Source organism: Runella sp., assembly GCF_965279615.1.
Classification (GTDB): domain Bacteria; phylum Bacteroidota; class Bacteroidia; order Cytophagales; family Spirosomataceae; genus Runella.
In genome coordinates this window covers 3180966-3207725 of record NZ_OZ257252.1, presented here as the reverse complement: position 1 = coordinate 3207725, position 26760 = coordinate 3180966, and the positions used below count along the sequence as shown (strand labels likewise).

Sequence of the window (26760 nt, the reverse complement as noted above, 5' to 3'; positions counted from 1 at the left end):
TTTTGAGCAAAAAATAACCAATATGGATGGATATACCCGCCTGAACCACGAACTTCAACAACTGCAATCTCAAATAGTTGAAAAGCAATGGGTACATAAACGCATGAATGAGATCAGCGACGAAATCATTCGCCAAAAAGAGCAGATAGCCCATTTACAGCAACAACGCAACAAAGAGCAGAGCGATGTAAAAAACCTGGAGAGCCTGTCGCTGACGGGTTTGTTTTATTCAATACTGGGAAACAAAGACCGACAGTTGGAAAAAGAACGCCAAGAAGCCTTGATGGCGCAGTTGAAGTACGATGAAGCCCAACAATCGTTGGCATTGAAAGAAGCCGATCTTCAAACGATACAAAACCGAGTACAACAAATTGAGAATGCAGAAAAAGAGCTGAACGCTACCTTGGAAACCAAGCTTTCTCTTTTGCTGCTTGCCCCTACTGCCGGCGCTCGCAAATTAAAACAGCAGCATGAGCGTTGGCAAACACTAAAAACAGAAAAGAAGGAAATTGAGGAAGCGCTCGAAGCGACCAAAGTGTATCTTCATCTGTTGGAAACGCTCATCAAACAACTTCGAAATGCGAAAGATTGGGGTACTTGGGATCTGCTTGGAGGCGGCATGATAAGCAGTTATGTAAAGCAACAACGATTGAATGAAGTTCGCAAAACGGTGAGTTCACTCCGCCATTATGAATCAGCGTTTCGCCGTGAATTGGCTGATGTGAAACAGTCGGCTGCGTTAGAGATAGAAACCGGCGGTTTTGAAGAATTTCTTGATGTATTTTTTGATAATCTGATCACTGATTGGATCGTACAGCAACGAATTAACCGCTCTTTAGCCGGCGCTCAAAAAGCTTACGAGCAAGTAGGAAATGTGTTATCAGCGTTAGAAGCGCAATACCACCGGATCAGCGTAGAAATAGAAAACGGCGAAGCCGCATTCCGAAAGGAAATTATGGAAGCAAAGTGAGTTTGGTAAAGAAGCAAGAGTAAGAACGAGTATTGGGTAAAAACGTTTAAATTGCTTTCGATTGTTTAAACCTGTGATGAACCATAAACTTTTTACTTCTATGATAACTGCCAATCGTTATCCGGTAAGGGCTTTTCGTGCCTTTTGTCTGCTCTTATTCTTAGCCTCCTGCTTTTTTGCGCACTCTCAAAATTTAAAAGATTCCCCGTGGCACGTAGTAGCCACCGATATTAATCCTGCCAAATACTTCGGCGTGACAGTGGCCAACGGGATGGTGGGGCTGGTATCATCACCTCAACCGATGCAGGTGCAGGATGTAGTGCTGAATGGGGTCTATGATTATTACCAACGCGGGCGCGTATCCAACATCCTCAAATCATTCAATCATGTGAATATGTACCTCGACGTGGACCGACGACGCATTAGCCGTAACGATATTCAAAATTACGCCCAAACGCTTGATATGAAGCGCGCGGCACTTGTTACGACCTTTGATATAGGTGAGAAACTGAGCGTCAGACACACGGTGGTTTCGTTGCGCCATTTGCCTTTTACGGCGTTGGTAGAAGTAGAATTTACGGCCAAAAAAGACGTTGAGATCATTCCGGCAAGTGTGATCGAGGCGCCCGCTCATCTTAATGATATTCGCAATCTGTATGCCGAAATTGACCGTCCTCATGTAACTATACCGTTGCTGAGTTCTGTAGCTAAAAGCCCCACGGGACGTGTAGAAGTGGCCGCTTCCAACAGTTTTATCTTTGATGAGCCGCATGGTCAGGAGCCGCGCCTGATTCATGAAGATTGGGATAACAACATGCACCTGCTGAAGTTTTACAAAAACTTAAAAGCAGGGCAAAAATACCGCGTTTGTGTGGTAGGATCGGCCGTGTCGAGTGTTCATAATGAGTTTCCGTTGAATGAAGCCGAACGCCTGACCATTTTTGCCAAACTCGAGGGCCGCGACCGATTGCTGAAATACCACGAAGCAGAATGGGAGAAATTGTGGAAGAGCGACATCCTCATTGAAGGCGATGTAACGGCGCAACGAGATGTTCGTTTTGCGTTGTACCATTTGTATTCTTTCGTGCGTGAAGGCAGTGGTTTGAGCCTGTCGCCGATGGGTTTGTCGGGGCTTGGGTATAATGGGCACGTATTTTGGGATACGGAATTGTGGATGTATCCGCCTTTGTTGATCTTACAACCCGAAATTGCCCGTTCTATTTTGGATTATCGCTTCAATCGCCTCGAAATGGCTCGACGAAATGCGTTTGAGCATGGCTATAAAGGGGCCATGTTTCCGTGGGAATCAGCCGCGAGTGGGGGAGAAGATACGCCCGTTTGGGCGCTGACAGGGCCGTTTCAACATCATATAACGGGTTGTATCGGTTGGGCTGCGTGGAAATATTATCAGGTAACCAAAGATAAAGTATGGCTGCGCGAAAAAGGATATCCATTGTTGAAAGAAGTGGCCGAGTTTTGGTGCAGTCGTGTGGAGCGCAACGGCCCGGGCAAATATGACATCAAAAATGTGATCGGAGCCAATGAATGGCAGGAAAATATTGACAACAATGCCTTCACCAACGGCATGGCAAAAACGGTGTTGGCATTTGCCTCGCAAGCCGCTACGGAACTTGGTCTGCCGTCAAATCCTGACTGGAAAAACGTCGCGGATAATATCCCAATTCTAAAATTCCCAGACGGCACCACCAAAGAAAATGCTATTTATGACGGAGTACCTATTAAGCAGGCCGACGTAAACCTGTTGGCCTACCCGCTCAAAATTGTGGCCGATGAGGCTGCTATTCGCAAAGACCTGACGTATTATGAGCCTCGCTATTCGCCGGAAGGCCCTGCGATGGGGGTTGCTATCTTGGCAACGTTGTGGGCGCGTTTGGGCGACCCCGAAAAGGCACATACTTATTTTGTGAAAGGCTATAAACCCAACGAAGTACCTCCGTTTGGGGTGATCTCAGAAACTGCCGGCGGAACCAATCCTTATTTTGCCACGGGAGCGGGAGGTATGCTGCAGAGTATTGTCTCAGGATTTGGCGGGTTGGATGTAACGGATGCAGGCGTTATTCAACTGAAAACTAAGCTGCCGAAACAATGGAAAAGCCTGAAAATAACGGGCGTAGGGGTAGAGAAGAAGACGTTTGAAGTGAAGTAATCATTCTGAGACTTTCCAAGTTTAAAAAACTTGGAAAGTCTGCTTTGTGAAATGTTCCGTCTCTATATGAATGGTTGTTATTGACAATCAAACGTAAATTCGTACACATGTTGGGCAAATTCTGTCCAACGAAGCTTTTCGCCGATTTTCTTTACCAAAGTTGGACAACTTGCGTACATCACTTTGATCTCATTATCGTAATCTTTCTTTTTGAGCTTTTTGGCCGGAAATTCACCTACCTGCACATAGTACGATTTGTCGTCGCCGCCGGCCGTGGTCATTCCTCCAAAGCCTATACGCATGGTTTCGGCCGCAAAAGGGTCATGAAATACTTTGACCTTACTGTTAAAACCGGGATTAAGCAATTGCATCAATAATAGTTCCTGATCGCTTTTGATAGCAACTTTGGCTTTCTCAAAATACGCATAGCCTTTCTTAATGATTTCGTTGTCAATGTATTTGGCATCCCATTTTTTAACTTTATTACCTACGTCCATATTGGTGGAAAGTCGTGAGTAACCGCTTGGCATTAAATACATAGATTTGATCTGTTCGGGTTTGAGCTTGATTTTTTTACCACCGGCATCTTTGATCACTACTTCTTCAATGAGTCCTTTTCGGCGGTCCAGGTCTTCAAGCATTCCTTCTAATTGAGTCCCGTTTTCGAGGGTGATATACGATATTTCTTTTCCGGAGAATCGATCATACGCAGGAATAAAATCTTGGGCAAACGTTGTACTGCAAACTGTTAAACACAAGGTAAATAATAATTGGGCTGTAATCTTTTTCATCTTTATTTTATTTTTTGCAAAAGTAGAATAAAGACAGTCTATTGAAAATAAGTTAGTTGATGAATGATTTATCGGAAAGGCACCTCTTTGAAAAGTTGTATTCAGATTATTTCAATCCACCATTGAGATAATAATGAACATTTTTGAGAAACAACCGGAACGGTAACCGGTAAAGCAATTGTTTCTCTTGCGTAAACACACTTTCCGGATTCATTTGAGAAGGACGGCTGTTGTGTGAATTAATGTTAGAACGGAAAATTGCAGCTAGTGCCGCTCTGCACTTGATTAGTATGAACAGCCTGAAGAAAGTTATGAATTTTGTAACGAAATGATACCAATCCTATCTGTATCGGAAGCTATCGGTCAAATGAATGAATACGGACGTGCGCGCGTCCCGTTTTTATTTATTGTTGATTTTTTAGCTAAAAATCCCGTTGTTTTACGCTTGGATGAAGTAAAAGCAAGCGAATTATTATATGATTTTAATGGCCTGACCAATGCTCATAAGCCTGTTGAATGGGGTCAAGCCTGCACTCAGTTCGACAAAATTCCCCTCCCATTTGACCAATATTTTCCAAAATTCGACTTTGTACTTCGGCAGTTAAAACGGGGAAATTCGTTTTTGGTGAATCTGTCGGTGTGTACTGCGATAACGACGAATTTGGATTTGAAAACGATCTTTGATCGCAGTAATGCTAAGTATCGTTTGTGGTGGCGTGACCGATTTGTGTGCTTTTCGCCCGAGACTTTTGTGCAGGTACGGGGCAAACGAATTGCGTCTTTCCCGATGAAAGGAACCATTGATGCCGATCTGCCTTTGGCGAAAGAACGCATATTGGCCGATGTTAAAGAAGCCGCTGAGCATGCCACGATTGTGGATTTGATTCGTAACGATTTAAGTATGGTAGCCGAAAAAGTATGGGTAGAGCGTTATCGTTTTTTAGATAAAATCGAAACCAATCAGAAGGCACTGTTGCAGGTAAGCTCCGAAATTGCCGGAACAATGCCCGACAACTGGCGTGAAACCTTAGGCGATTGGTTATTTAAATTACTGCCCGCCGGCTCCATCAGCGGTGCTCCCAAACCAAGTACTCTTGACATAATTCACCGTGCAGAAGGCTATGAACGAGGATATTATACAGGAGTGGCAGGCGTTTTTGACGGTGACAGTCTGGACAGTGGCGTATTGATACGGTTCATAGAAAAAATGAATGACCAACTTGTTTTTAAAAGCGGTGGCGGTATCACCGCCCGCAGTGAAGCATACGCTGAATATCAGGAAGTAATTGATAAAGTTTATTTACCCGTTGCGCATGAACTCTCCCCTTTGTATTGAAACAATTCGCCTGGCTGATGGACAACTATCAAATCTTCCCTATCATAACGAACGCCTTAATCGGACGCGGTTTGCATGCTTTGGGGAAACCATGGCGTGGGATTTGAATGAACTGATCAAGGTACCGTCTGAGGTAACGGGAGGTATTTATAAGTGTCGATTCACGTATGGAAAAGTTGTCGAAAAAATAGAATTTGAGCCTTACCAACCTCGAATAATTAAAACATTGCGGATGGTAGAAGATACTACGGTTTTGTACGAATTTAAATTCCAGGACCGTTCATCGCTTCAACGTCTTTTTGAAAAGAGAGAAAATGCCGATGACGTACTGATCGTGAAAAATGGATTAATTACTGATTCTTCTTATGCCAATGTGGTGTTCTGGGATGGAAGTCAGTGGTTTACGCCCAATTCTCCTTTGCTCAAAGGCACCAAGCGGGCACAATTATTGGAAGAAGGAATTATTACAGAACAAAAGATACGGGTCCGGGATATCTCCAACTTTACGCATGTCCGTTTGATCAATGCCATGCTGGATTTTGGATCAACTCCTCTGATTGAAGTTAGTCAAATTAGTAGCTAACTTATTTTCAGTAACAAAAAAGAATCGGTTCAACGTGAACATAGTATGCTCACATTGAACCGATTCGCTGTTTTAGAAGAATTTAATTACTTAGCTTTTATTTTTTTGACCGTGTACGGAACACATATTTCTGTTGGGCAGAAACAGTTTTCTATCACTACCGCAGGGCAACAGGTTTTGGTAGGGCATTGACCGGCGGCTACCTCTACGGTATAGTTTCCGGGCGTGCTGACTTCTAATGTTTGGTTCGTTGCACCCGTGATCTTCACCCCATCTTTAAACCATTGATAAGTTGGATAACCCAAAGGGGCCGAGATAATGATGGTATCTTTGCGAGCCGTGCAGATTGCCATAGGCACGCTGACACACGTAATATCGTAATCATCTTCTGATTTAATAAAATTGTTGGGTTCTGAATCCACATCAATTCCTACAGCTTTTACAATTTCGGCTTCATTACAGATAGACCCGCCTGCAAAGCCGTTATTGTTGTTGATTTTAGCCTTAATGGTCAGCGTATCAGATTCGCCCGGCCCCAGTTTGAATGGCCCCCATAGGTGGGTTGTAGGATGGTAAGTTCCATTACTTGTATGAAAACTCACCAAAGTTAAATTATTAACCAATGTATCGGCCACGATGACACTGTCGGCAATGGCAGTCAGGGCAGTGGCGGTATTTCGTACAACAACTTCAAAGGTCACTTCATCACCTATTTCGTGTACACAATTGCCGACAACGCGTTTAGTGATTTCCATGTCAATTTTCTCAGCAGGAATATCCTTGATTACCAAGCCAATATCAAAGGTGAAGTTGTTTTGGGAGTTATCGCCGGTAGCCACTTTTACGATCACTTGCGTTGAGTCATTATTGAATTCTGCATCCGAATCCCGAAGAAAGTTCTGTGCATAGCCCGTCACCTGCTGAGGTGAAACCGTTAAGGTATCCTTAAGTTTGATGTTGTGGACATTGGCAGGAATTGGGTTTAAAGCCGAATTCGAAATCTCCTGATTAAGGTCAATGCGCACTTCGTAAGTGTGATTTCTCTTTAAGCCTCCCGGTACATTATTATCATTAAAATAATACTGTCCGCCGTTGGAGGTTGTATCACGGGCTACTTCCACCCCGCCATTCTGCATATCATGCAATGTGATGATGACATTGTTCAAAAGCCCTTCATTTGCTTCCTGAATACCGTCTTTATCAACGTCATACCACAAAATATTACCGATTTCCAATGGACCGGGCTCACAAATCCCTGCCAAATCACCTACACCGCCCGATTTACCCAATGAGCCGGGGCTGAGTGAATAAACGGAGAAACTGCGATTGCGCTTGCCGGTTTTAGTGTCGTAGGCGATGAAACCGGTCGAAAGATACACGCCGTGTACGGGGTCCATGGCCGAGACCAACACTTCCTGAACACCCGTTATTTTAAACAATCCGCCATTGGTGATTTCGGCGTGCCCTACTGTATGAAGGCTATTGATCCAGTAATCTTCGCAGAAAAACTCACCTCCGCCGGGGCCTGAGTTAGTGTTCGGACCACAGCCCTGCAGATCACCTGATTTACCGTTATTTTCCAACGTATATGTTCCGTCGGAATTACGTTGTGCTCTGACCAGATCTCCGCTCATGAACCCATAATAATTCAGGGTATCATTAACGGCAATACCGGGTTGATTTTGCCCTGTTTGGAGTCCAAGACGATCCATGAAAGAAATAATTAATGAGCCATCATCATCAAATTCCAAGTCTGATAAAATGGCCTGCGGGTGTACCGCAAAGGCATTGTCGGGGTCAGGCGCGCCTAATGGATAATTACATTGTTTTGGAAAGACGTTGGTCCAAGGTTGCCAAGTGTTGACAGTATCGCATCCTTGAGTGTTATCAATGGGGCCGCGAGGATAATCAAGACCCATCTCAAAGATACTTGTAAACGCATGGCTTTTTGGGTTAAATTCATAGATCGCCGCTTTCATATCGCTTTTCTTTTGCGATGTCTCTGCCGTACATACTACACCTACATATAGTTTACCGCGAAAATATTTCAGCGCCCAGGGAGCAAAATCATTGTTTGAACAATTGGGGTGTGGTATTTCATAAGACTTGGTTTGGGCTTCTGTGATGTTGGCAGGAGCTATCAAAGGTTTCTTAACGCTGAAACTATAGAGTTTTCTGTCATATAAGTTAACTAAAAATAATGTGTCCTGATAGGCGGATAACTGAGAACCGCCCAGCCCCACCTTAGCTGCTGTATGAAACGCAAGCGAATCACGACTGCGAGCCAATTTATCGGCAGGAAGAATATTCAGGCCGGTGATCGGATCAATGTGCGGATCCGGGCCGGTGTCAATGCCAATGGTCTTTACGTCTAAAAAATTAGAGACGACCTTCGTATCAAGATTAATGGAATAATACCCGCCCGTACCCAGCGGACCAAGGCCTACGTGTCGGCGAGTAACTGCCCCAATGAGCAAGGTATTGGATGAGCGTTGATAAGAAGATATCCAAGTAGCCCCGATCTTGTGTGCGTTGGCCAGTTTCTCCATGGGAGGTCCTGACGCAGTACCACCTTCTCCGTTGGCGGTATACTCAAACAATACCAGTGCCGGGTCATCTCCTGCGCTGCCGGGTTTGAGCGGATCACCCATGGCATAGCAGGCAGTTACGATTTTTACATTACCACCCGAACGACAAAATTCGTCATCGTTGAAAATACCTAAGTTTACGTTTGCAGCAGGAGCTTGGACGAATTGGACTTCGGTACCGTTTTGAGGACCCGCTGAACTGACAAAAAATGTTTCCGGCAAATTAAAGAACTCCAAACGGGCTAAAGACCCGGCCGGTACCTGTTGTGCAGAAAAGGCGTAATGACCTGCGGTGTCGGTTTGAGTAATAAAAGGCTGAGAACTGCCATTGACAAAGATACGGACCCCAATGTTAGTAACGCCTGCTTCTTGGGGAGCAACGGAGGTCTGAATTCCATTAGCATCAAAATCGTAAAACACTGTTCCGCTTACTTGAGCAAAAGAAGGAATACTCAGGATCAAACTTAACAGTAGAAGAATTACATAACGTTTTAAAGGGTGGCTTTTAAGGCAGACCCATCGTAAAAGTAAGCTCATGGTATTATCGAACTTTAGAAAATGCAAAAAATTCTTTATGGTATATAAATCCGTGGATATAATAACTGTAAATACAGGCAACTAAAAGATGTTTGATTATGGTAAAATAGTAACCGGTACAAGTGTATGCCGGTATTTTAAAGTAAATATTACCGGTTTTGGCTAAAAATATCTCTCTTGCCTTTTTTTAAAAATAAACTTATTAGGTAAAAAAATAAGTTTTATTCGACATAATATCAGATTGTCAAATACCCTGCCATTGTATTAAATTGATCTGAAAATAGGGAAGTAGACTAATTTGAATTAGGCATAAGTGGCTGAAAATGAGCTAATAGCTAATTTTTGTATTGAAAAAAATCACCAAAATTTATTTTTGATTTTTTGGCGAATGATAGCCAATTCGCAAACTGACGAGAAGGATAAAATTGAAGAACGGCATTCTCAAAAATAGTGCCAATAATTTTGTACTATTTTAAACTATAAGTTCATTTAAGATTTAAATAAATACCCTTATTTGATATTATTGATGAAATGGTATATTATTTACAATATATATCATTTTGTGCTTACTCTTTGAGGAGTGTTGTACTAACGATTATCAGGGTAACAGGGAATTTCAGAATTTGGGTTTCATTTTTTCGACAGGCAAACAGCTGTTGCTGATAGGGGTGAGACCTATAGTTTTAAAAGAGAAGGAAAGGAGGGTTTTTAGAAAGACGGGATAATCAGTCAGAGAAGGAGCGCATTTTTTGAACGACAGAGACATCGTTTGGTAGATATCATTTATTCTCGGGCGTCTAATTTTGACGGACTGATTTTGAAAGAGCCTAATCAATCGCGCTTAATATTCTGAGCCGTTTGGATTTTGGAAGTGATTGCGGATTCTTTAAAATGTCACTCAGCAAGCGCTTGATAAGTGCAAGGTATTTACTTGCTTTAGGTTGGTCGATTGTAAAAAAAGCAGCCAATTCTTCTTGGAGAATTTCGCCTTTTAAATAAATAAGACCGAAAAGCAGAGCATCCCTGCTATCGGCAAAAATGTTATTACGGCGCAGAGAAGTTTGTCGAAGCCGAGGCATACCTTCCAGTGTAAATTGAGAAAAGTAGTTTTTCCAGTCGTTATTAAAAAAAGAATGCAGTGTCTCAAATTCCTGTTTTTTTAAACCGGTGAGTTGACGAAGAGCTGTTTCATCATATTCAAGATATTGATAACGCTGTATGATAAAAGGAGTCATATTTTTAAAAAACGGGGCATAGGGATCGGAAGACTGTTGTACATAATCATTTATGTCAAATATCTTGCCATGCTAAAAAATATGTAATGAAAGCATTATCTTGCGCTTTCAACTTTGGTCTCAAAACAGCGTGTTAACTGCAGAAAACGACGATTTTGGTTTAGAAGAAGTAACTCTCTTTGCGGATTTAATTTTACCCGTCCCGGTTAGGCAATTGTTTACTTATCGCGTTCCTCGGGTTTTCAACTCTGCTATCAAAAATGGTGCCAGAGTTGTGGTGCCTTTTGGGAAAAACCGTGTCGTAACGGGTGTAGTGGCCCATATTCACACTACGCCACCCTCGCGTTACCAAGCTAAATACATTGGAGAATTGTTGGATGATGAGCCTTTAGTGACCCCTTACCAGATCGCGCTTTTTAATTGGATCGCTGATTATTATTTATGCAGTGTGGGCGAGGTACTGAATGTAGCTTTACCATCGGGTCTGAAGATCACGAGTCAATCCAAAATTCAATATAATCCCGACTTCGATTATTTTGATCTGCTGACCGAAGAAGAAGCCGCTCTTTTGGAAGAAATCAAAAAATACCAATCACTGACCTACGAAGAGGTAGGAAAACGCGTGGGCGATCAGAACATCAATCACGTGATCAAATCACTGATCGGAAAGCGAGCCGTTATTCTCTACGAAGAAGTACGTGAAAAATACAAACCTAAAATTCAAAAGAAAGTAAAGCTGACGGGCAGGTACGAAACTCGCGAAAATCTGATGGAGTTGATCAGCCAACTCGACAAAACACCCAAGCAACAGGAAATAGTGTTGCAGTATATGAGTCAGATTCCGCTTCAAAATGATCCGTATGCCAATCGCCTTGGATTGGAGAAAAGCTATTTTAAGCAGAATGAAGACATTTCTGATTCTGCACTCAGTACATTGATCAAAAAAGGTGTTTTTGAAGAATTTGAGGTAACTGTCTCTCGATTTGCAGAAGTGAAACCCGATTTTACGGCAGGCATTAATATCAAGCTCACCACGTCGCAGCAGCGCGCATTTGATGAGATCATCAGCTTATTTCAGGAAAAAGATACAGTATTATTGCATGGAGTAACCGGCAGCGGTAAAACCGAAGTATATATTCATTTGGCGCAACAAGTACTGGAAAGCGGCTCTCAGGTACTGTTTTTATTGCCCGAAATTGCCCTTACGACGCAAATTGTGGTCCGTTTAAAAAAGGTATTTGGGGAAAAACTGGGCATTTATCACTCCAAATTTTCGGATAACGAACGTGTGGAAGTTTGGAAAGGAGTTGTTTCAGGGCAATATCAGTTGGTGGTCGGTGTGCGTTCGGCCATTTTTTTACCCTTTGATGCGCTCGGATTGATCATTGTTGATGAAGAACACGAAAGTTCCTATAAACAATATGATCCGGCACCCCGCTACCACGCTCGTGATGTTTCGATTGTAGCGGCACAGCACCAACAGGCCAAAGTACTGTTAGGCTCGGCCACACCGGCGCTTGAGTCCTATTATCAGGCGCTCAATGGACGTTACGGATTAGTGCGCTTGACAGAACGCTTTGGCAAAGCCAGCATGCCCGAATTTGTGTTGATCGATACCAAGCAGGAACGGAAGACCAAAAAAATGAAGCACGAGTTTTCGTCCGTTTTGGTGGATGAACTGCGGGAAACTCTAAACCGAAATGAGCAAAGCATCATTTTTCAAAACCGTCGCGGTTATTCTGCTTATTTACAGTGTGAAGAATGCGGTTGGATCGGCGAATGTGAAAACTGTGCTGTGAGCTTAACATACCATCAAAAGGATGCTGAACTCCGCTGTCATTATTGCGGTCATAAAGAAGAAGTGCCGCGATTGTGTCCCGGGTGTGGGTCAACCAAAGTGCGGACGGTGGGTTTTGGAACGGAAAAGTTGGAAGATCAGCTCAAGATTTTCTTTCCTACTGCCCGCGTAGCGCGGATGGATCTGGACACGACCCGCGCCAAGAATGCCTATAAAGAGATGATCGAAGACATTGAGCAGGGCAACGTGGATATTTTGGTGGGCACCCAAATGATCAGCAAAGGGCTTGATTTTGAAAATGTAAGTATGGTGGGTGTGTTTGACGCCGACCGAATGATTCACTTTCCCGATTTAAGGTCGACCGAAAGAGCTTTTCAGTTGATTACCCAAGTAAGCGGTCGGGCCGGACGCCGCGCCGACCGAAAAGGGCGGGTATTAATTCAGACCGGGAATACAAATCAGAAGATTTTACAAAAAATTATTATGAACGATTATGAAGGAATGTATACGGAAGAAATTGCCGAGCGAGAGCAATTTAAATACCCTCCGTTTACCCGACTTATAAAATTGACAGTCAAGCATTTAGAGCAGAGCGTTGCTCAGCAGGCAGCCCAAAAATTGACCCAGCTTTTAATGGATAAAATGGGGGAAGACAGGGTGCTTGGACCACAGCCGCCATTGGTTGAACGTATTCGAAATCGGTTTTTGTTTGACATTCTTATAAAACTCGAGCGTGAAAAAGTTAATTTTAAGGCCGCAAAGACTTTTATCCTCGAAAAAGTGACAGATATCTTGACTGATAAAACCTTAAAAGGGGCGGATGTTACCATTGACGTAGATTGCCTCTAATTGTACCCATCAAAAAACCAAGCCAAAAATGATCAATAAAAAGACCAAAATTGTAGCTACTGTAGGCCCGGCTTCAGAGACTTCTGAACTTCTGTATTCGCTTGTCAAAGCAGGAGTAAACGTATTCCGACTGAACTTTTCGCACGGCTCTCACGCCGACCACTTGGAGCGTATTCAGAAGATCCGCCAAAACAATGCCGACTACGGCCTCAGCGTTGGAATTTTGCAGGATTTACAAGGCCCTAAAATTCGTATCGGCAACGTCGAAAATAAAGACGGTGTAAAAATTGTAGCAGGCCAAAAATTAGTATTTACCAACGATGATATTATAGGTACTTCGGAGCGGGTGAGTACACCTTACAAAGGAATGTACCAGGATGTCAAATTGGGTGAGCGCATCCTGATGGATGACGGTAAATTGGAAGTAAAAGTAGTAGGCATTGAAGGTACCGATGTAGTAACGGAAGTAGTTTATGACGGTATTCTGAAATCTAAAAAAGGAGTTAATCTTCCTAACACAAAAGTTTCGATGCCCTCAGTTACCGAGAAAGATTACGAAGACCTTGAATTTGGATTGGAGAATGATGTAGATTGGATAGCATTGTCTTTTGTGCGTTATGCGTCTGATATTCAGGAAGTAAAAGATTATATCAAAGCAAAAGGTAAAGCTATTCGAGTAGTGGCTAAAATTGAAAAGCCTGAAGCTATTGAGAATATTGACGCCATTATTGAAGCTACGGATGCGATCATGGTGGCGCGGGGTGACTTGGGCGTTGAATTGCCGGCGGAAGAGGTTCCGATGATCCAGAAAATGATCGTGGAGAAATGTAACCGTGCCGCAAAACCCGTTATCGTAGCCACACAGATGCTTGAAAGCATGATCGATGCGCCCCGACCAACTCGCGCGGAAATCAATGATATCGCCAACTCAGTATTGGACGGTGCCGATGCCGTAATGCTTAGCGCTGAAACTGCTTCGGGCAAATACCCCATTGAGGCCGTTACCAGCATGGCGCAGACGATCCGTCAGGTGGAACAAACGGAAGCTAAGAAGAAAGCCGGTGCTACAGAGATCTATTTCAAATACCACGCCGCTGTCAACGACAATCCGGGGCCAAATTTATTGAACGATAACGTCGTAATGAGTGCTTGCCGTCTCGCCCGCGATACTCACGCTAAGGCCATTATCGGCGTAACGCGCTCGGGTTATACAGGTATTCGTTTATCGCACCACCGTCCTGAGGCTGATTTGTACGTCTTTACCCCAAGTCGCTCGTTAATGTGCGCTCTTTCGTTGTATTGGGGAGTTAAGAGTGTATATTACGATCGGGAGGATCTCTCGACCGATGATCTGATTGAAGATATTAAACGAGTCCTTGTGGAAAAAGAAGCCTTACATACGGGAGATATTTTTGTAAACACGCTCAGTATGCCGGTCAGTAAGCATCGCAAAACCAATGCGGTAAAGTTGAGTATTGTAGACTAGCGATACGTCAGCTGTCGGTAGAGTTTTTAAAGCCCTTTCTCTAACCGAGAAGGGGCTTTTTCGTAATTACTAAATATTGGAACGAGTGTATTTCCATTTAAAGTAAAGAATGACAAACGAAAGAACCAGCGTAGTGGCATTAGCCGCTACAACCGGAAATGAGTGAGTCATAATGCCATAGCCGAGCCAGAGGGCTACACCGGCGGTAAAGAGTAAAAACATGGCAAGCGAAACATCTTTGGCAGATTTGGTACGATATATCTGTAAAACTTGCGGAATAAAGGCAAGCGTGGTCAAAGCACCCGCTAAATAGCCCATTATCTCTAACATTGCTGTGAATAGTTTATTGTTATTGATTGTATAGCGGAAAAGTTATATAAAAAGTTTCATAATATGTTATAGTTATTTGTATAGTACAATAAGTGATTGTAAGGGTACCAAAAACTGATTTATCGGCTGATGGAAGTATTGAGAACAACGAATAGAAATAAGTAACAATTTTTATTGCGTTCAGAAGCAACAGAGGCCTATTTGGGTTGGGAAAATGCAAAAAGTTGAAATTTTGTTTGGAAATTAAGAATGGACCGGTTTTATTTGTAACGCAAATACGCAATTAGCGTAATTTCGCTATTAGAAAAATTTTGCTTTAAAATGTCCGTTAAAATACTCGTGGTCGTGGTCTTCATTATTAGCACCCAAATGGTGTGAGTGAAACCCGATTGCCATCATCGAAGCCTCACTCACACCGAAAAATGAGTGAGGCTTTTTTGTAACAAAACCTCCTATATGTCAGAACAACTTAACAAATTCAGCCGCACACTTACACAGGAAGTGACCAATCCCGCCGCCAAAGCCATGCTTTATGGCGTAGGGTTGACCAAAGAAGACATGCAAAAAGCCCAGATCGGCATTGCCAGTACGGGTTATGAAGGAAACACCTGCAACATGCACCTTAACGGCCTTTCGGTACATGTAAAGAAAGGGATACAGGAAAATGGAATGGTAGGCCTTATTTTTCACACCATTGGCGTATCTGACGGAATGACCAACGGTAACGACGGCATGAGCTATTCGCTGCCAAGTCGTGATCTGATCGCTGATTCGATTGAGAACGTAGTAGGTGCCCAATGGTACGATGGAGTGATCGCGGTAGTAGGTTGTGATAAAAATATGCCCGGCGCCATGATGGCCATCGCGCGCTTAAACCGCCCTGCGATGCTGGTGTACGGCGGAACGATTCGGACGGGAGAATATAAAGGACAGAAACTGGATATTATTTCGGCATTTGAAGCCTTAGGTAAAAAGTTTGCCGGAACCATCTCGGACGAAGATTACGAAGGTGTGATCCAAAATGCCATTCCGGGAGCAGGTGCCTGTGGAGGGATGTATACAGCCAATACAATGGCCAGTTCGATGGAAGCAATGGGCTTAACACTCCCCAATTCATCAACTTATCCGGCTACGCACGAAGGTAAGAAAGCAGAGTGTATCGCCATCGGTGCCGCCATGAAGCAGTTGTTGGAAAAGAACATTTGTCCCCGCGATATTATGACACGCAAAGCATTTGAAAACGCAATGACGGTCGTAATGGCATTGGGTGGTTCTACCAATGCGGTGTTGCATTATCTGGCCATTGCCCGCGCGGCAGAAGTGGATTTTACGCTAAAAGATATTCAGGCGATTTCGGACCGCACGCCGTTGATTGCTGACCTTAAACCTTCCGGTAAATATTATATGGAAGACGTGCTGGCCATTGGCGGAGTTCCTGCTATCATGAAATACCTCTATGAAAATGGACTTTTGCACGGTGATTGTTTGACAGTAACGGGCAAAACCATTGCTGAAAATTTAGCCGATGCGCCTGATTTGAATTTTGATACTCAAAAAATCATTTTTCCACTTTCCACTCCTCTCAAACCAACCGGCCACTTACAAATCATGTATGGCAACTTGGCAGCGGAAGGTGCTGTAGCCAAGATTACCGGAAAAGAAGGAGAGCTTTTTGAAGGAACGGCTAAAGTGTGCGAGCGCGAAGAAGAAGTAATTGAATATATCTCAAAAGGAGAAATCAAAGCAGGACACGTAATCGTAATTCGTAACGAAGGCCCGAAAGGCGGTCCCGGGATGCCCGAAATGCTCAAGCCGACATCGGCCGTAATGGGAGCGGGGCTTGGGGATAAAATTGCGATGATCACGGATGGTCGTTTCTCCGGCGGTACGCACGGTTTTGTGGTAGGCCACATCACGCCGGAAGCCTATATGGGCGGTACGATCGGCCTTGTGAAAGATGGAGATAAGATCACAATTGATGCCGTAAATAATATACTGCAACTGCATGTATCGGACGAAGAATTGGCCGAGCGTCGCAAGGAGTGGAAACAACCTGAGCCGCCGTTCAAAAAAGGAACATTAGGCAAATATATCCGCAATGTGAAGTCGGCAAGTGAAGGCTGCGTCACGGATGAAGCATAGGGCTTTACAATAATTGAACTATTAAGTAAAAGAAACCTTTTTGAAACAAAAACTTGATAGGTTATGAATGCACATAAAGAATTAGTCAAGCCTCAGAATGGGATGCTGATGATTCCTGTACCGGAGGATATGAAAGAGGGAAGTTTGTTTGAGGTTTTCATCGCAGTTGCAAAACACAAGAAAAAAACGCGTCAGGAAACATCTTCAAGCAAGCATGATTTGTCCAAATTAGCAGGTATTCTAAAAGACATATCTCAAGAGGAAAAAGATAAAATGGACAAATTTTTTACAGGTATAAGAAACGAATGGGTACGGGATATTTAATTGATACGTCTGCTTTCGGTAATTTCTTAAGGGCAAATCTTTCACAGGAAGGAATAGAGCTTATGAAAGAAATACTCCAAAACAGCAGTCCTCAAATTTCAGTAATTACCCGTATCGAATTGATGAGCTGGATTCCTCCAACTGTTCCGGCAAAGGTCGCAGTAAAAGATTTTGTCAATTCGGCTGAAATTTTTGACTTGACAGAGACTATCATTATTGAGACAATCAGAATAAGAAAACTACCGGATGCCGTAATAGCGGCTACGGCAATAGTCCATAATTTGACATTACTATCTACTAATGATAGTGATTTTTTGAAAGTCCCTAAATTGAAATATAAGTCATTGAATACATAAAATCCAACCCGAAAACGGAGGATTCTATAACTATGATAGCTGCCCAGGAAGCTGAAACTCAAGCATCGGGATTTGTAAATCCCGACGAGCATTATAACAACAAATTAAATCCATAATCGTCATGGACAACCAATTAACCATGATTGCACAACAAGAAACTGCGTTGGTAGAAGCTACTTTGATGCAGGAAATACAGCCAATGACAACAACGGATGTCATCCCCGAAGGCCCCCGAATTTTATCGGGAGCACAGGCGCTCATGGAATCGTTGATCGCCGAAGGAACAGAAGTGATCTTCGGTTATCCGGGCGGTGCCATTATGCCGACGTACGATGCCCTTTTCGATTACATGGATCGTTTGGACCACATTTTGGTACGCCACGAACAGGGCGCAGGACACGCTGCCCAAGGATATGCACGTACCAGCGGAAAAACGGGCGTTTGTCTGGTAACTTCCGGTCCGGGAGGTACCAATTTGGTCACACCGATCGCCGATGCTATCATTGATTGTACGCCTTTGGTTTGTATTATCGGACAGGTAAAGTCAACTTTATTAGGTACAGATGCTTTTCAGGAAACCGACATCATTGGTGTAACCACTCCTGTGTGTAAGTGGAATTACCAAATCACGGATCCGAATGAAGTACCGGAAGTAATGGCGAAGGCATTTTATATTGCCACTTCGGGAAAACCCGGCCCGGTGGTGATCGATTTTACGCGTGATGCGCAAGTCGGTCAGATGGCGAAGCCGTATGAATATAAAAAAATAGAAGGCCTAAGCAGTTACAAGCCTCGCACTGTTCCCAAAAACGAGCATGTGGAAAAAGCTGCTCAATTAATCAATAATGCCAAAAAACCATACATCTTATTTGGTCATGGCGTTTTGATTTCGGGAGCGATGGAAGAGCTCAAAGCTTTTGCCGAAAAAACCGACATTCCCTGCGCAAGTACGTTATTAGGTTTATCGGCTATGCCGATTGATCACCCGAATTATGTGGGTTGGCTGGGAATGCACGGCAACTACGGCCCCAATGTAATGACCGATCAAGCCGATGTTATTATTGCCATCGGGATGCGCTTCGACGACCGCGTGACCGGTGATGCCTCTAAGTATATTCGTCAGGCGAAAGTGGTGCATATTGAAATTGACCCGTCGGAAATTGACAAGATCATCAAAACCGAAGCTCCCGTAGTGGGAGATGTTAAGGAAGCACTGAAAAAATTGTTGCCTTTGGTAAAAGTTGGCAATCACTCTGCCTGGCGTAATGAATTTAAGAAATTTGACGTCATTGAAAATCAAAAAGTAACCCAACGGGAGTTGAAGGGCGAAGGTGAGCTCAAGATGGCGGAAGTGGTCAATATGCTTTCCCAAAAGACCAATGGAGAAGCCTGTATTGTTGCGGATGTCGGTCAGCATCAAATGATTGCGGCTCGTTATTATCAATTCAAAAACCCGCATTCTTACATTGCATCGGGTGGTTTGGGAACGATGGGCTTTGCTATTCCGGCCGCGTTTGGTGCCAAGAAAGGTGCTCCTGATCGGGAAGTGGTAGCCTTTATCGGTGATGGATGTTTTCAGATGACCATTCAGGAATTGGGAACCATTGCGCAGAGCGGATTAGCAGTGAAGTTGATCATTCTCAACAACAACTATTTGGGAATGGTGAGGCAGTGGCAACAATTGTTTTTCGATAAGCGCTATTCGTTTGTCGAGCTAAAAAATCCTGATTTTGTGACCATTGCCAAAGGTTTTGGAATTGCCGGCCACACTTGTTCTGACCGCGATAATTTGAGCGACTCGTTGGATACATTACTTAAGTCGGATAAGCCTTATTTGTTGGAAGTAATTGTGGAAAAAGAAGAAAACGTATTCCCAATGGTGCCTGCGGGTGCTTCAGTAGCTGATATAAGACTTGACTGATATGACGACTTACACCATCTGTATATTCACCGAAAATACCTTCGGGCTGTTAAATAAAATCACGATCATTTTCACGCGTCGACGGGTCAATATTGAAAGCTTGACAGTGTCTGAAACAGAACGCAAAGGCGTGTCGCGCTATACGATTACCATCAAGCACGATAAACGCGAAGACGTTGAAAAACTCGTACGCCAAATTCGTAAAGTAGTGGAAGTACTGGCCGTATTCGGTTACCTGGACGATGAAATTGTCTACAACGAGATTGCGCTTTTTAAGATCGCCACGCCAATAGGCACACGACCCATTGACATTGAAACCATCAACAAGGTGCATAAAGCGTGGGTGGTCTATTGGGGGCTTGATTATGTAGTCATCGAAAAGGCCGGTAATGAAACGGAAATCATGGATTTTTTCCGCTATATCAAGCCTTACGGAATATTGGAATTTGTGAAATCAGGCCGTGTGGCCGTTGGCAAAACGCCTCAAGGCTTGGTAGAATACCTTCCTCAGGAAGTGCATGGGGAGTATTATGCTTAAAAAAATTACCTTTGTCAGAGAGTTGGCGCTGTCAAATGGATATCGTCAAGCGGGTATGAAAAACTAAAACTTTGACCGGGTAATGTTTTAATGGAACATCAACAATCGCTTACAACACCTTTCAGGTGGCTTGAGAGTAAATTACAACCGTTCTTTGACAATCGATTTTGGCAATTAAGAGTATTGATTTCAGCACTTGTGATCTCAACGAGCACGCTGCTGGTCTTTAACTTTATTTTGGTAGATAAAGGCCTGCGGAGTTTGTATTATGAAATGCTGCAACCCGGCTCAATAGGTGGGCTTTTTTGGGACGACATTCTGAAGCAAGGTGCTGACCCATTTACGCCTCAAGACTATGAAGCCGGATCGCATGAAGCAAATCAAGCGTTTCGTTTGGCCATTCCACTCATTGCGAATGCTTTACATCTAAATATTGCAGGATTATATCTGTTACATATTTTAGTTGGGTTAGTTTTCCTGTGGTTTGTGATGCTGACCGTCTACCGAATTTTGAACGATAAGATGCTGACCTTTTATTTTATGACCGGATTTACGGCCATTTATGCAGGGGCAAATTTTTACATCAATTTTCTCGGCCATTGCGACGCATTCCCCTTCTGTTTTATGGTGTTGGCGTTTTACTTTCGAAACCCCCTGTTGGTGCTTCTGTTTACGCAATTGGCCTATTGGTGCGATGAAAGAGCCATTATCAATTCTTCTTATTTAGGATTATGGTATGTGCTGCCACTGATTAAGCAAGTAATTGATAAACGTAAGCTTACATTGAAGGATATTCCCTGGCCGGCTGTTGCATTGATTCTGAGTGCAGGTTTGTATTTGCTTGTTCGTCAATGGCTTACAAATACGTATGGGTTGAAGGTAGGACATGACAATGACTTGTCGCGACGAACGGGAATGTGGAGTTTAAGTATTATCGGCGATAAATTTACGCGTGGTTTAGAAGGTTTTTGGCTCATTGTCTTTGCCGGAATGACGGTGCTCGCTATGCGGAAAGACTGGTGGACGTTGGTATTATTAGGCGGATGTATACTGATTACCTGTGCAATTGGAGTGATGGTAGCTGATGGAACCCGCTCACTGTCTTTTGGTTTTTATATGTTCTTTTTTATGCTGACCATTTTACGGGAACATATTCCGACTAAGCAGTTACATTATTTATTGATCGTCAGTACCCTCATTTCGTTAATGTTACCGATGTCGTTTCCGTAAACCACTATGAATCAAGCGTATTATAAACATTATTATCATTTAGAGCGCGAACATTGGTGGTTTGTGGTTAGAAACCGGATCATTCTGAATCATCTGAAGAAAACCTTGCCAAAGCAGCGACCACTTAGAATTCTGAATGTGGGCGTAGCTACCGGCTATTCGTCGCAGTTGTTGGAAGAATTTGGCAGTGTAAAATCGGTTGAATACGACCGCGAATGTTATGAATTCACAAAAGCCAACGTGCCCATTGATCTGATCGAAGGTTCTATTCTGGAATTACCGTTTGAGGATAATACCTACGATCTCGTCTGTGCTTTCGACGTAATAGAACACGTCAAAGAACATCAACGGGCCGTCGATGAAATGCAGCGAGTGTGTAAATCCGATGGATTTGTGTGTGTTACGGTTCCTGCATTTATGTTTTTATGGAACCAACATGATGAGGTCAATCACCACGAACGGCGTTATAAAATGGATGAACTGGAAAGTTTATTTGAGAAAAGTGGGAAAATTGTATTCAGCAGTTATTTCAACTTTTGGCTGTTCTTTCCAATTGCTTTTTTTCGGTTGCTTTCAAAATTAGTACCGCTGCATCGGCAGAATGTCGAAGAAGCAGGATCGGATTTTACGGTACTGAACGGCCCTGTTTTTCAAAAAGTGTTCGGCGGTATTTTTAAGACCGAAGATTGGATGATTCAACAACGGATAAAATTATTTGTGGGCGTGTCGGCCCTGCTTACGTGGCAAAAGACAAAATGAGTTAAAACAACAATTAATTAAATAAACAAAACAAGTCAATGGCACAAATCAATTTCGGCGGGAGCGTAGAAGAAGTAGTAACCCGCGAAGAATTTCCTCTAGAAAAAGCACGTGAAGTATTAGCAAATGAAACCATTGCCGTCATTGGTTACGGTGTTCAAGGGCCCGGACAGAGCCTAAATATGCGTGATAATGGTTTTAACGTAATCGTTGGACAGCGTAAAGGAAAAACATACGATAAAGCAGTAGCTGACGGTTGGGTACCGGGCGAAACGCTTTTTGAAATTGAAGAAGCACTTGAAAAAGGAACGATCATTTGTTTCTTATTGTCAGATGCTGCCCAAATTGAATTATGGCCAACCGTAAAGAAAGCACTTGTTCCCGGCAAGTCGCTGTATTTCTCACACGGTTTTGGTGTAACGTATAAAGAACAAACAGGAATCGTTCCTCCGGCCGATGTTGATGTATTTTTGGTAGCTCCTAAAGGTTCAGGAACGTCATTACGTCGTTTGTTTGTCGAAGGAAAAGGGCTTAACTCATCTTTTGCCGTGTACCAGGATGCCTCCGGCAATGCGCGTACAAAATGTATCGCTATGGGTATCGGTGTAGGTTCAGGCTATTTGTTTGAAACTGATTTCTACCGTGAAGTTACGTCTGACCTTACCGGTGAGCGTGGAACGTTGATGGGTGCTATCCAGGGAATTTTCGCTGCTCAGTACGAAGTATTGCGTGAAAATGGCCACTCACCATCAGAAGCTTTCAACGAAACTGTTGAAGAATTGACACAATCATTGATGCCGCTTGTGGCTGAAAACGGAATGGATTGGATGTATGCCAACTGCTCAACCACTGCTCAACGCGGTGCGCTTGACTGGTGGAAACCGTTCAAAGAAGCAACCAAGCCTGTATTCCAGAAATTATACAATTCGGTAAAATCAGGTGAGCAAGCTACCATTTCCATCACTCGTAACTCACAACCTGACTACCGTGAAAAACTCGAAGTTGAATTGGCCGAACTTCGTGAATCAGAAATGTGGATAGCAGGTGCGGCTGTTCGCAGTTTGCGTCCGGAGCGCAACTAAGATAAATTAATTAAGTCGTTATTAAGGTCTTGCAGTTTCTTATTGTGAGACCTTAATTTTTATATTAAATAGCTTTAGAATCAGTAATTTATGGATGATGAGTTGTTGGAAAATATAATTGTTCCTAAAGATAAATTAACTCGATATCTCTTAATCCACAAAGACAAAAATGATAAGTCAAAATTCTTGGAGCAAGCAGGTTATACGATAGAGAATTGGGAAATATTAGAATCAGATTTGCGTTTACTTTTTAGAAGTGGAATGATTATATTTGAAGAAGCAAATGAATATGGTCGAAGCTATAGTGTAATTGGTTCATTGACTGGCCCAAATGGGCAGATTTTAAAAGTAAAGACGATCTGGATGTATGAAATGAGAAATGGGCAGACAAAATTTATAACGCTCTTCCCGGATAAAAAATAGAAAAGATGAAATTTGAATTGTATTCACAGGCCGCCCTTACGATAGATATCCCAAAATACGGACTTCAAAAGGGTGACGTTGTAACATTGGTTGAATTTTTAGAAGGCGATGAGAATTTGCCTAATGCTTATATGTGCGAAGTTTTCAATGCTATTGGTGATACAATCGCCGTTTGTACTGTCAAAGAGGATCAATTAGCACAACTTTCCAAAAATGAGATTCTTCATATACGCTCTTTGGAAGCGGCATAAGGTAGGGAATTCTCTTCGTTTAAAAATATAGAAAATCCCTCGAGTTATGTAAATTCGAGGGATTTTTGCAATTACACTAACCGTTATTATCCATGAGTCTCGCCTCCGAAAAAAATAAACAAAAAGCGGCCGATTGGCCTACTTTCGACAACATATTACAAGCAGCCGAACGTATTCGGAAAGTGGCAAAGCACACTGATCTGGAGCTTAATCTCAACTTTTCGGAACGTTATGAAGCCAATATTTATTTCAAACGGGAAGATTTGCAAGTGGTACGTTCTTACAAAATTCGGGGCGCTTACAACAAAATGGCGAGTTTGTCGTCAGAGGCACTAGAAAAAGGCGTTGTGTGTGCCTCGGCCGGGAATCATGCGCAGGGCGTAGCCTATGCCTGCAATAAAATGCAGGTGCACGGGACGATCTTCATGCCCAGTACGACGCCTGCACAGAAGGTAAAGCAAGTGAAACTTTTCGGTAAAGACCAAATAGAGGTTGTACTTCACGGTGATACGTATGATGATGCTTTTCATGCCGCCAAACATTTTTGTGAATCCAATGAAGCAACGTTCATTCATCCCTTTGACGACGTGCAGGTGATGGAAGGTCAGGGAACGGTCGGCTTGGAAATTTTCCGCGATGCTGATTTTAAAATAGATTATTTGCTGTTTGCCATCGGTGGAGGTGGGTTGGCGTCGGGTGTTACGACGGTGTTCAAACAATTGAGCCCTGCCACGAAATTGATTGGTGTAGAGCCACTTGGCTCTCCGACAATGTACACTGCTATCAAAGAAGATCACGTAGTGACGCTCGAAAACATTGATAAATTTGTGGATGGAGCCGCCGTGAAACGAGCGGGAGAACATACCTTTGAAGTGTGTCGCAAAAACCTGGATTCTATTTTGTTGGTTCCCGAAGGGAAAGTGTGTTCTACCATTTTGCAACTGTACAATGAAGAAGCCATTGTGGTAGAGCCTGCCGGCGCACTCACCGTCGCTGCATTGGACCAAATCAAAGATGAGATCAAAGGAAAAGATGTGGTGCTATTAATTGGTGGTGGCAACAACGACATTACCCGTACCGAAGAAATAAAAGAGCGAAGTTTGCTTTACGAAGGGCTTAAACATTATTTTATCATTCGTTTCCCGCAACGTTCGGGGGCGTTCAAGGAATTCCTGAACTATGTCTTGGGACCTAATGATGACATTGCCCATTTTGAATATTCCAAAAAAACAGCCCGCGAGCGTGGGCCTGCGCTGGTAGGAATTGAACTGCGCCACAAAGAGGATTTTGAACCCCTTTTGGCTCGCATGAATGAACGAAATATTCAGTTTGAATACATTAATAACAAGCCCGATCTATTTGAGTTTTTGATATGAAAAACTATTTATTGATATGAAAACGCATCATTTTCCGATACTCATCGAACAGGATGAAGACAGTATCTATATAGTCACTTGCCCTACTTTTAAAGGATGTCATTCCTATGGAAAAACCATAGACGAAGCTATTGAAAATATTCGCGAGGTGATTGAAATGTGTATGGAGGAACAACAAATAGATGATTCAAACAACTTTGTTGGTTTCAGAGAAATAGAAATACAGCAAAAAGCAAGTGCTTAATGGCTCAATTAGTTATTTCAGGCAAAGAACTAATCCGACTTTTAGAAAAGTTAGGATTTGAGGTGATTAGGATTAATGGTTCTCACCATCGAATTAAACATCCCGATGGTCGCGTTACTACCGTACCTGTGATAAGATTAGAGATAATGATAACTATGATAAATCCCAATTCAATTTATATGAACAAAATTGGGTAAATCTGCCAGTTATAAGTAATGAAATTCAAACTGCATGTACAGAGCGTCCAAAAGAAATATAGTTAAAAAAGCTCTCTATTGGAAGAGACGTATAAAATCTTCTCTAAATCAAGTTAAGAAAATGGAAGCAGGACAATTAGATTCAATAACAGTAAATGAATTTCTTAATGAACTTTGATTTTAGAAAATACCATGTCAGGGCCATCAATGCCCAAAGCGAAGCCGAAAAAGCGGCCATTAACCAAGAGCTAAAAGACTTATACGACGCACTTTCAGAAGAAGAAAAGAAAGTGTTCAATGAAGAATTGCAGAAATTTTTAATGACGCAATACAAGACGATTGGGGATGATTATCAAGCCTTGAAAAAAGGAGGCGCGTTTAATTAAATCCCATGCTTCGCGTCCCTTCTTCCATCAGCGCCCAACAGTTTCAATCCCTGAAAATTCAGGATATGACGTTTGTGGCGTATCGGAGCGACGTGTATCCGGAGCGAAATGAAATTTTCTTTGAAGAATATGCTGTTGTGGTGGTCTTGGAAGGTGAGAAAAAGTTTATCTCGCCCAATCAGGATCTACACGTTCGAAAAGGAGATATTCTTTTTTTTCAGCGGGGCTGTTATTCCATGAATGAATCCATCGGGAGCGATTATCGGAGTCTTGTTTTTTTCTTTTACGAAAAATTGCTCAAAGAATTTGTGAGTCAAAATCAGACCCTGTTTGCGCAGGAGGATTTAGAACATCCACAACCTATTTTAGTACTTCAATCCTCGTCTACTTTTGAGAAGTTCATTGAGTCGCTGTTGCCCTATTTTCACTCCCAAACGCCTTATTTAAATCAGCTGTTACGACTCAAATTTCAGGAATTGCTATTGCATTTAATGGAAATAGACACTTCCAATCAACTCAAGTCCATTCTGTTCAGTATTTATCAGGGACAAAAAACAGATTTAGAGTATTTATTGAATAATTATTACTTAAAGCCGTTGACAATAAGCGAATTGGCGCACCTGTCAGGGCGGAGTTTGTCGGCTTTTAAGCGGGAATTTGAGATGCAGTTTCACACTTCTCCCGCCAATTGGATCAAACAAAAACGCTTGGAGCAAGCCGCTTTTTTACTGAAAAATGCCAACAAAAACGTATCGGAAGTAAGTATGGAAATTGGCTACGAGAGTGTTTCCCATTTTATCAAAGCCTACAAAGAAAAATACGGTTTTACGCCAAAAAAACACGATTGAACCAAAATCGCTA

General features: G+C 42.8%; 25 protein-coding genes. 21 read left to right on the top strand and 4 right to left on the bottom strand.

What is annotated here, in order from left to right; genetic code table 11:
• Positions 1-22: 22 nt before the first annotated feature.
• Together ACQY73_RS13710 and ACQY73_RS13705 are read left to right on the top strand one after the other, a co-directional pair.
• Positions 23-970 carry a hypothetical protein gene (locus tag ACQY73_RS13710; protein WP_428666928.1) on the top strand — a complete coding sequence of 316 codons (948 nt, stop codon included), beginning with the start codon at positions 23-25 and terminating at the stop codon, positions 968-970.
• Between the two features lie 100 nt (positions 971-1070).
• Positions 1071-3137, top strand: coding sequence for a glycoside hydrolase family 65 protein (locus ACQY73_RS13705; protein ID WP_428666926.1), 2067 nt, complete (start codon positions 1071-1073; stop codon positions 3135-3137).
• Positions 3138-3214: 77 nt separating this feature from the next.
• Here the strand turns inward: ACQY73_RS13705 and ACQY73_RS13700 are convergent, their stop codons facing one another.
• Positions 3215-3928, bottom strand: coding sequence for a hypothetical protein (locus ACQY73_RS13700; RefSeq protein ID WP_428666924.1), 714 nt, complete (start codon positions 3926-3928; stop codon positions 3215-3217).
• Between the two features lie 328 nt (positions 3929-4256).
• On the opposite strand from ACQY73_RS13700, the gene ACQY73_RS13695 reads away from it, so the two are divergent.
• Together ACQY73_RS13695 and ACQY73_RS13690 are read left to right on the top strand one after the other, a co-directional pair.
• Complete coding sequence (locus tag ACQY73_RS13695) at positions 4257-5264, top strand: aminodeoxychorismate synthase component I (RefSeq protein ID WP_428666921.1); 1008 nt, start codon at positions 4257-4259, stop codon at positions 5262-5264.
• A complete protein-coding gene (locus ACQY73_RS13690; RefSeq protein WP_428666918.1) occupies positions 5242-5847 on the top strand; it encodes an aminotransferase class IV family protein in 606 nt (201 codons plus the stop codon). Before ACQY73_RS13695 ends, ACQY73_RS13690 begins: the two co-directional genes overlap by 23 nt.
• A gap of 86 nt (positions 5848-5933) precedes the next feature.
• Here the strand turns inward: ACQY73_RS13690 and ACQY73_RS13685 are convergent, their stop codons facing one another.
• Both ACQY73_RS13685 and ACQY73_RS13680 read right to left on the bottom strand, forming a co-directional pair.
• A complete protein-coding gene (locus ACQY73_RS13685) occupies positions 5934-8972 on the bottom strand; it encodes an SdrD B-like domain-containing protein (RefSeq protein ID WP_428666915.1) in 3039 nt (1012 codons plus the stop codon).
• A gap of 827 nt (positions 8973-9799) precedes the next feature.
• On the bottom strand, positions 9800-10207 hold the full coding sequence (locus ACQY73_RS13680) for a hypothetical protein (RefSeq protein ID WP_428666913.1): 408 nt from the start codon (positions 10205-10207) through the stop codon (positions 9800-9802).
• A gap of 130 nt (positions 10208-10337) precedes the next feature.
• On the opposite strand from ACQY73_RS13680, the gene priA reads away from it, so the two are divergent.
• Positions 10338-12854 (top strand): replication restart helicase PriA, encoded by a 2517-nt coding sequence (priA, locus tag ACQY73_RS13675; RefSeq protein ID WP_428666910.1) that lies wholly within the window; start codon positions 10338-10340, stop codon positions 12852-12854.
• A 28-nt stretch (positions 12855-12882) separates the two neighbouring features.
• Complete coding sequence (pyk, locus tag ACQY73_RS13670; RefSeq protein ID WP_428666907.1) at positions 12883-14340, top strand: pyruvate kinase; 1458 nt, start codon at positions 12883-12885, stop codon at positions 14338-14340.
• Positions 14341-14409: 69 nt separating this feature from the next.
• Here pyk and ACQY73_RS13665 read toward each other — a convergent pair whose 3' ends face one another.
• Positions 14410-14670, bottom strand: coding sequence for a SemiSWEET transporter (locus ACQY73_RS13665; RefSeq protein ID WP_428666904.1), 261 nt, complete (start codon positions 14668-14670; stop codon positions 14410-14412).
• Between the two features lie 456 nt (positions 14671-15126).
• Between ACQY73_RS13665 and ilvD the strand changes: the two genes are divergently transcribed.
• The 15 genes from ilvD (at position 15127) to ACQY73_RS13590 (ending at position 26747) form a co-directional block, all read left to right on the top strand.
• Positions 15127-16812 (top strand): dihydroxy-acid dehydratase, encoded by a 1686-nt coding sequence (gene ilvD, locus ACQY73_RS13660; RefSeq protein ID WP_428666901.1) that lies wholly within the window; start codon positions 15127-15129, stop codon positions 16810-16812.
• Between the two features lie 63 nt (positions 16813-16875).
• Positions 16876-17136 (top strand): hypothetical protein, encoded by a 261-nt coding sequence (locus tag ACQY73_RS13655; protein WP_428666898.1) that lies wholly within the window; start codon positions 16876-16878, stop codon positions 17134-17136.
• Positions 17118-17492, top strand: coding sequence for a type II toxin-antitoxin system VapC family toxin (locus tag ACQY73_RS13650; RefSeq protein WP_428666895.1), 375 nt, complete (start codon positions 17118-17120; stop codon positions 17490-17492). The genes ACQY73_RS13655 and ACQY73_RS13650 overlap by 19 nt, the downstream gene beginning before the upstream one ends.
• Before the next feature lie 199 nt (positions 17493-17691).
• Positions 17692-19413 (top strand): biosynthetic-type acetolactate synthase large subunit, encoded by a 1722-nt coding sequence (gene ilvB, locus ACQY73_RS13645; RefSeq protein WP_428668463.1) that lies wholly within the window; start codon positions 17692-17694, stop codon positions 19411-19413.
• A 1-nt stretch (position 19414) separates the two neighbouring features.
• Positions 19415-19951, top strand: coding sequence for an acetolactate synthase small subunit (gene ilvN, locus ACQY73_RS13640; RefSeq protein WP_428666892.1), 537 nt, complete (start codon positions 19415-19417; stop codon positions 19949-19951).
• A gap of 90 nt (positions 19952-20041) precedes the next feature.
• On the top strand, positions 20042-21181 hold the full coding sequence (locus ACQY73_RS13635) for a hypothetical protein (RefSeq protein ID WP_428666889.1): 1140 nt from the start codon (positions 20042-20044) through the stop codon (positions 21179-21181).
• 6 nt (positions 21182-21187) lie between these two features.
• Positions 21188-21940, top strand: coding sequence for a class I SAM-dependent methyltransferase (locus tag ACQY73_RS13630; RefSeq protein ID WP_428666886.1), 753 nt, complete (start codon positions 21188-21190; stop codon positions 21938-21940).
• Positions 21941-21978: 38 nt separating this feature from the next.
• Positions 21979-23022, top strand: a complete 1044-nt coding sequence (gene ilvC / locus ACQY73_RS13625) for a ketol-acid reductoisomerase (protein WP_428666883.1) — start codon at positions 21979-21981, stop codon at positions 23020-23022.
• Positions 23023-23112: 90 nt separating this feature from the next.
• Positions 23113-23445, top strand: a complete 333-nt coding sequence (locus ACQY73_RS13620; protein WP_428666880.1) for a DUF6883 domain-containing protein — start codon at positions 23113-23115, stop codon at positions 23443-23445.
• A 5-nt stretch (positions 23446-23450) separates the two neighbouring features.
• A complete protein-coding gene (locus ACQY73_RS13615; protein ID WP_428666877.1) occupies positions 23451-23696 on the top strand; it encodes a DUF4926 domain-containing protein in 246 nt (81 codons plus the stop codon).
• A gap of 92 nt (positions 23697-23788) precedes the next feature.
• Positions 23789-25072, top strand: coding sequence for a threonine ammonia-lyase IlvA (gene ilvA / locus ACQY73_RS13610; protein WP_428666874.1), 1284 nt, complete (start codon positions 23789-23791; stop codon positions 25070-25072).
• 16 nt (positions 25073-25088) lie between these two features.
• Entirely contained in the window at positions 25089-25316 is a 228-nt protein-coding gene (locus tag ACQY73_RS13605; protein ID WP_428666871.1) for a type II toxin-antitoxin system HicB family antitoxin, read from the top strand.
• Complete coding sequence (locus ACQY73_RS13600) at positions 25316-25513, top strand: type II toxin-antitoxin system HicA family toxin (protein WP_428666868.1); 198 nt, start codon at positions 25316-25318, stop codon at positions 25511-25513. Before ACQY73_RS13605 ends, ACQY73_RS13600 begins: the two co-directional genes overlap by 1 nt.
• A gap of 167 nt (positions 25514-25680) precedes the next feature.
• Positions 25681-25899, top strand: a complete 219-nt coding sequence (locus ACQY73_RS13595) for a hypothetical protein (RefSeq protein WP_428666866.1) — start codon at positions 25681-25683, stop codon at positions 25897-25899.
• Between the two features lie 5 nt (positions 25900-25904).
• On the top strand, positions 25905-26747 hold the full coding sequence (locus tag ACQY73_RS13590) for a helix-turn-helix transcriptional regulator (protein ID WP_428666864.1): 843 nt from the start codon (positions 25905-25907) through the stop codon (positions 26745-26747).
• The last annotated feature ends 13 nt before the right edge of the window (positions 26748-26760 follow it).

Excerpts from the sequence above, each read along its gene's own strand:
- ACQY73_RS13710 (WP_428666928.1), top strand. The coding sequence starts at position 23 with ATGGATGGATATACCCGCCTGAACCACGAACTTCAACAACTGCAATCT.
- ACQY73_RS13705 (WP_428666926.1), top strand. The coding sequence starts at position 1,071 with ATGATAACTGCCAATCGTTATCCGGTAAGGGCTTTTCGTGCCTTTTGT.
- ACQY73_RS13700 (WP_428666924.1), bottom strand. The coding sequence starts at position 3,928 with ATGAAAAAGATTACAGCCCAATTATTATTTACCTTGTGTTTAACAGTT.
- ACQY73_RS13695 (WP_428666921.1), top strand. The coding sequence starts at position 4,257 with ATGATACCAATCCTATCTGTATCGGAAGCTATCGGTCAAATGAATGAA.
- ACQY73_RS13690 (WP_428666918.1), top strand. The coding sequence starts at position 5,242 with ATGAACTCTCCCCTTTGTATTGAAACAATTCGCCTGGCTGATGGACAA.
- ACQY73_RS13685 (WP_428666915.1), bottom strand. The coding sequence starts at position 8,972 with ATGAGCTTACTTTTACGATGGGTCTGCCTTAAAAGCCACCCTTTAAAA.
- ACQY73_RS13680 (WP_428666913.1), bottom strand. The coding sequence starts at position 10,207 with ATGACTCCTTTTATCATACAGCGTTATCAATATCTTGAATATGATGAA.
- pyk (WP_428666907.1), top strand. The coding sequence starts at position 12,883 with ATGATCAATAAAAAGACCAAAATTGTAGCTACTGTAGGCCCGGCTTCA.
- ACQY73_RS13665 (WP_428666904.1), bottom strand. The coding sequence starts at position 14,670 with ATGTTAGAGATAATGGGCTATTTAGCGGGTGCTTTGACCACGCTTGCC.
- ilvD (WP_428666901.1), top strand. The coding sequence starts at position 15,127 with ATGTCAGAACAACTTAACAAATTCAGCCGCACACTTACACAGGAAGTG.
- ACQY73_RS13655 (WP_428666898.1), top strand. The coding sequence starts at position 16,876 with ATGAATGCACATAAAGAATTAGTCAAGCCTCAGAATGGGATGCTGATG.
- ACQY73_RS13650 (WP_428666895.1), top strand. The coding sequence starts at position 17,118 with ATGGGTACGGGATATTTAATTGATACGTCTGCTTTCGGTAATTTCTTA.
- ilvB (WP_428668463.1), top strand. The coding sequence starts at position 17,692 with ATGACAACAACGGATGTCATCCCCGAAGGCCCCCGAATTTTATCGGGA.
- ilvN (WP_428666892.1), top strand. The coding sequence starts at position 19,415 with ATGACGACTTACACCATCTGTATATTCACCGAAAATACCTTCGGGCTG.
- ACQY73_RS13635 (WP_428666889.1), top strand. The coding sequence starts at position 20,042 with ATGGAACATCAACAATCGCTTACAACACCTTTCAGGTGGCTTGAGAGT.
- ACQY73_RS13630 (WP_428666886.1), top strand. The coding sequence starts at position 21,188 with ATGAATCAAGCGTATTATAAACATTATTATCATTTAGAGCGCGAACAT.
- ilvC (WP_428666883.1), top strand. The coding sequence starts at position 21,979 with ATGGCACAAATCAATTTCGGCGGGAGCGTAGAAGAAGTAGTAACCCGC.
- ACQY73_RS13620 (WP_428666880.1), top strand. The coding sequence starts at position 23,113 with ATGGATGATGAGTTGTTGGAAAATATAATTGTTCCTAAAGATAAATTA.
- ACQY73_RS13615 (WP_428666877.1), top strand. The coding sequence starts at position 23,451 with ATGAAATTTGAATTGTATTCACAGGCCGCCCTTACGATAGATATCCCA.
- ilvA (WP_428666874.1), top strand. The coding sequence starts at position 23,789 with ATGAGTCTCGCCTCCGAAAAAAATAAACAAAAAGCGGCCGATTGGCCT.
- ACQY73_RS13605 (WP_428666871.1), top strand. The coding sequence starts at position 25,089 with ATGAAAACGCATCATTTTCCGATACTCATCGAACAGGATGAAGACAGT.
- ACQY73_RS13600 (WP_428666868.1), top strand. The coding sequence starts at position 25,316 with ATGGCTCAATTAGTTATTTCAGGCAAAGAACTAATCCGACTTTTAGAA.
- ACQY73_RS13595 (WP_428666866.1), top strand. The coding sequence starts at position 25,681 with ATGAACTTTGATTTTAGAAAATACCATGTCAGGGCCATCAATGCCCAA.
- ACQY73_RS13590 (WP_428666864.1), top strand. The coding sequence starts at position 25,905 with ATGCTTCGCGTCCCTTCTTCCATCAGCGCCCAACAGTTTCAATCCCTG.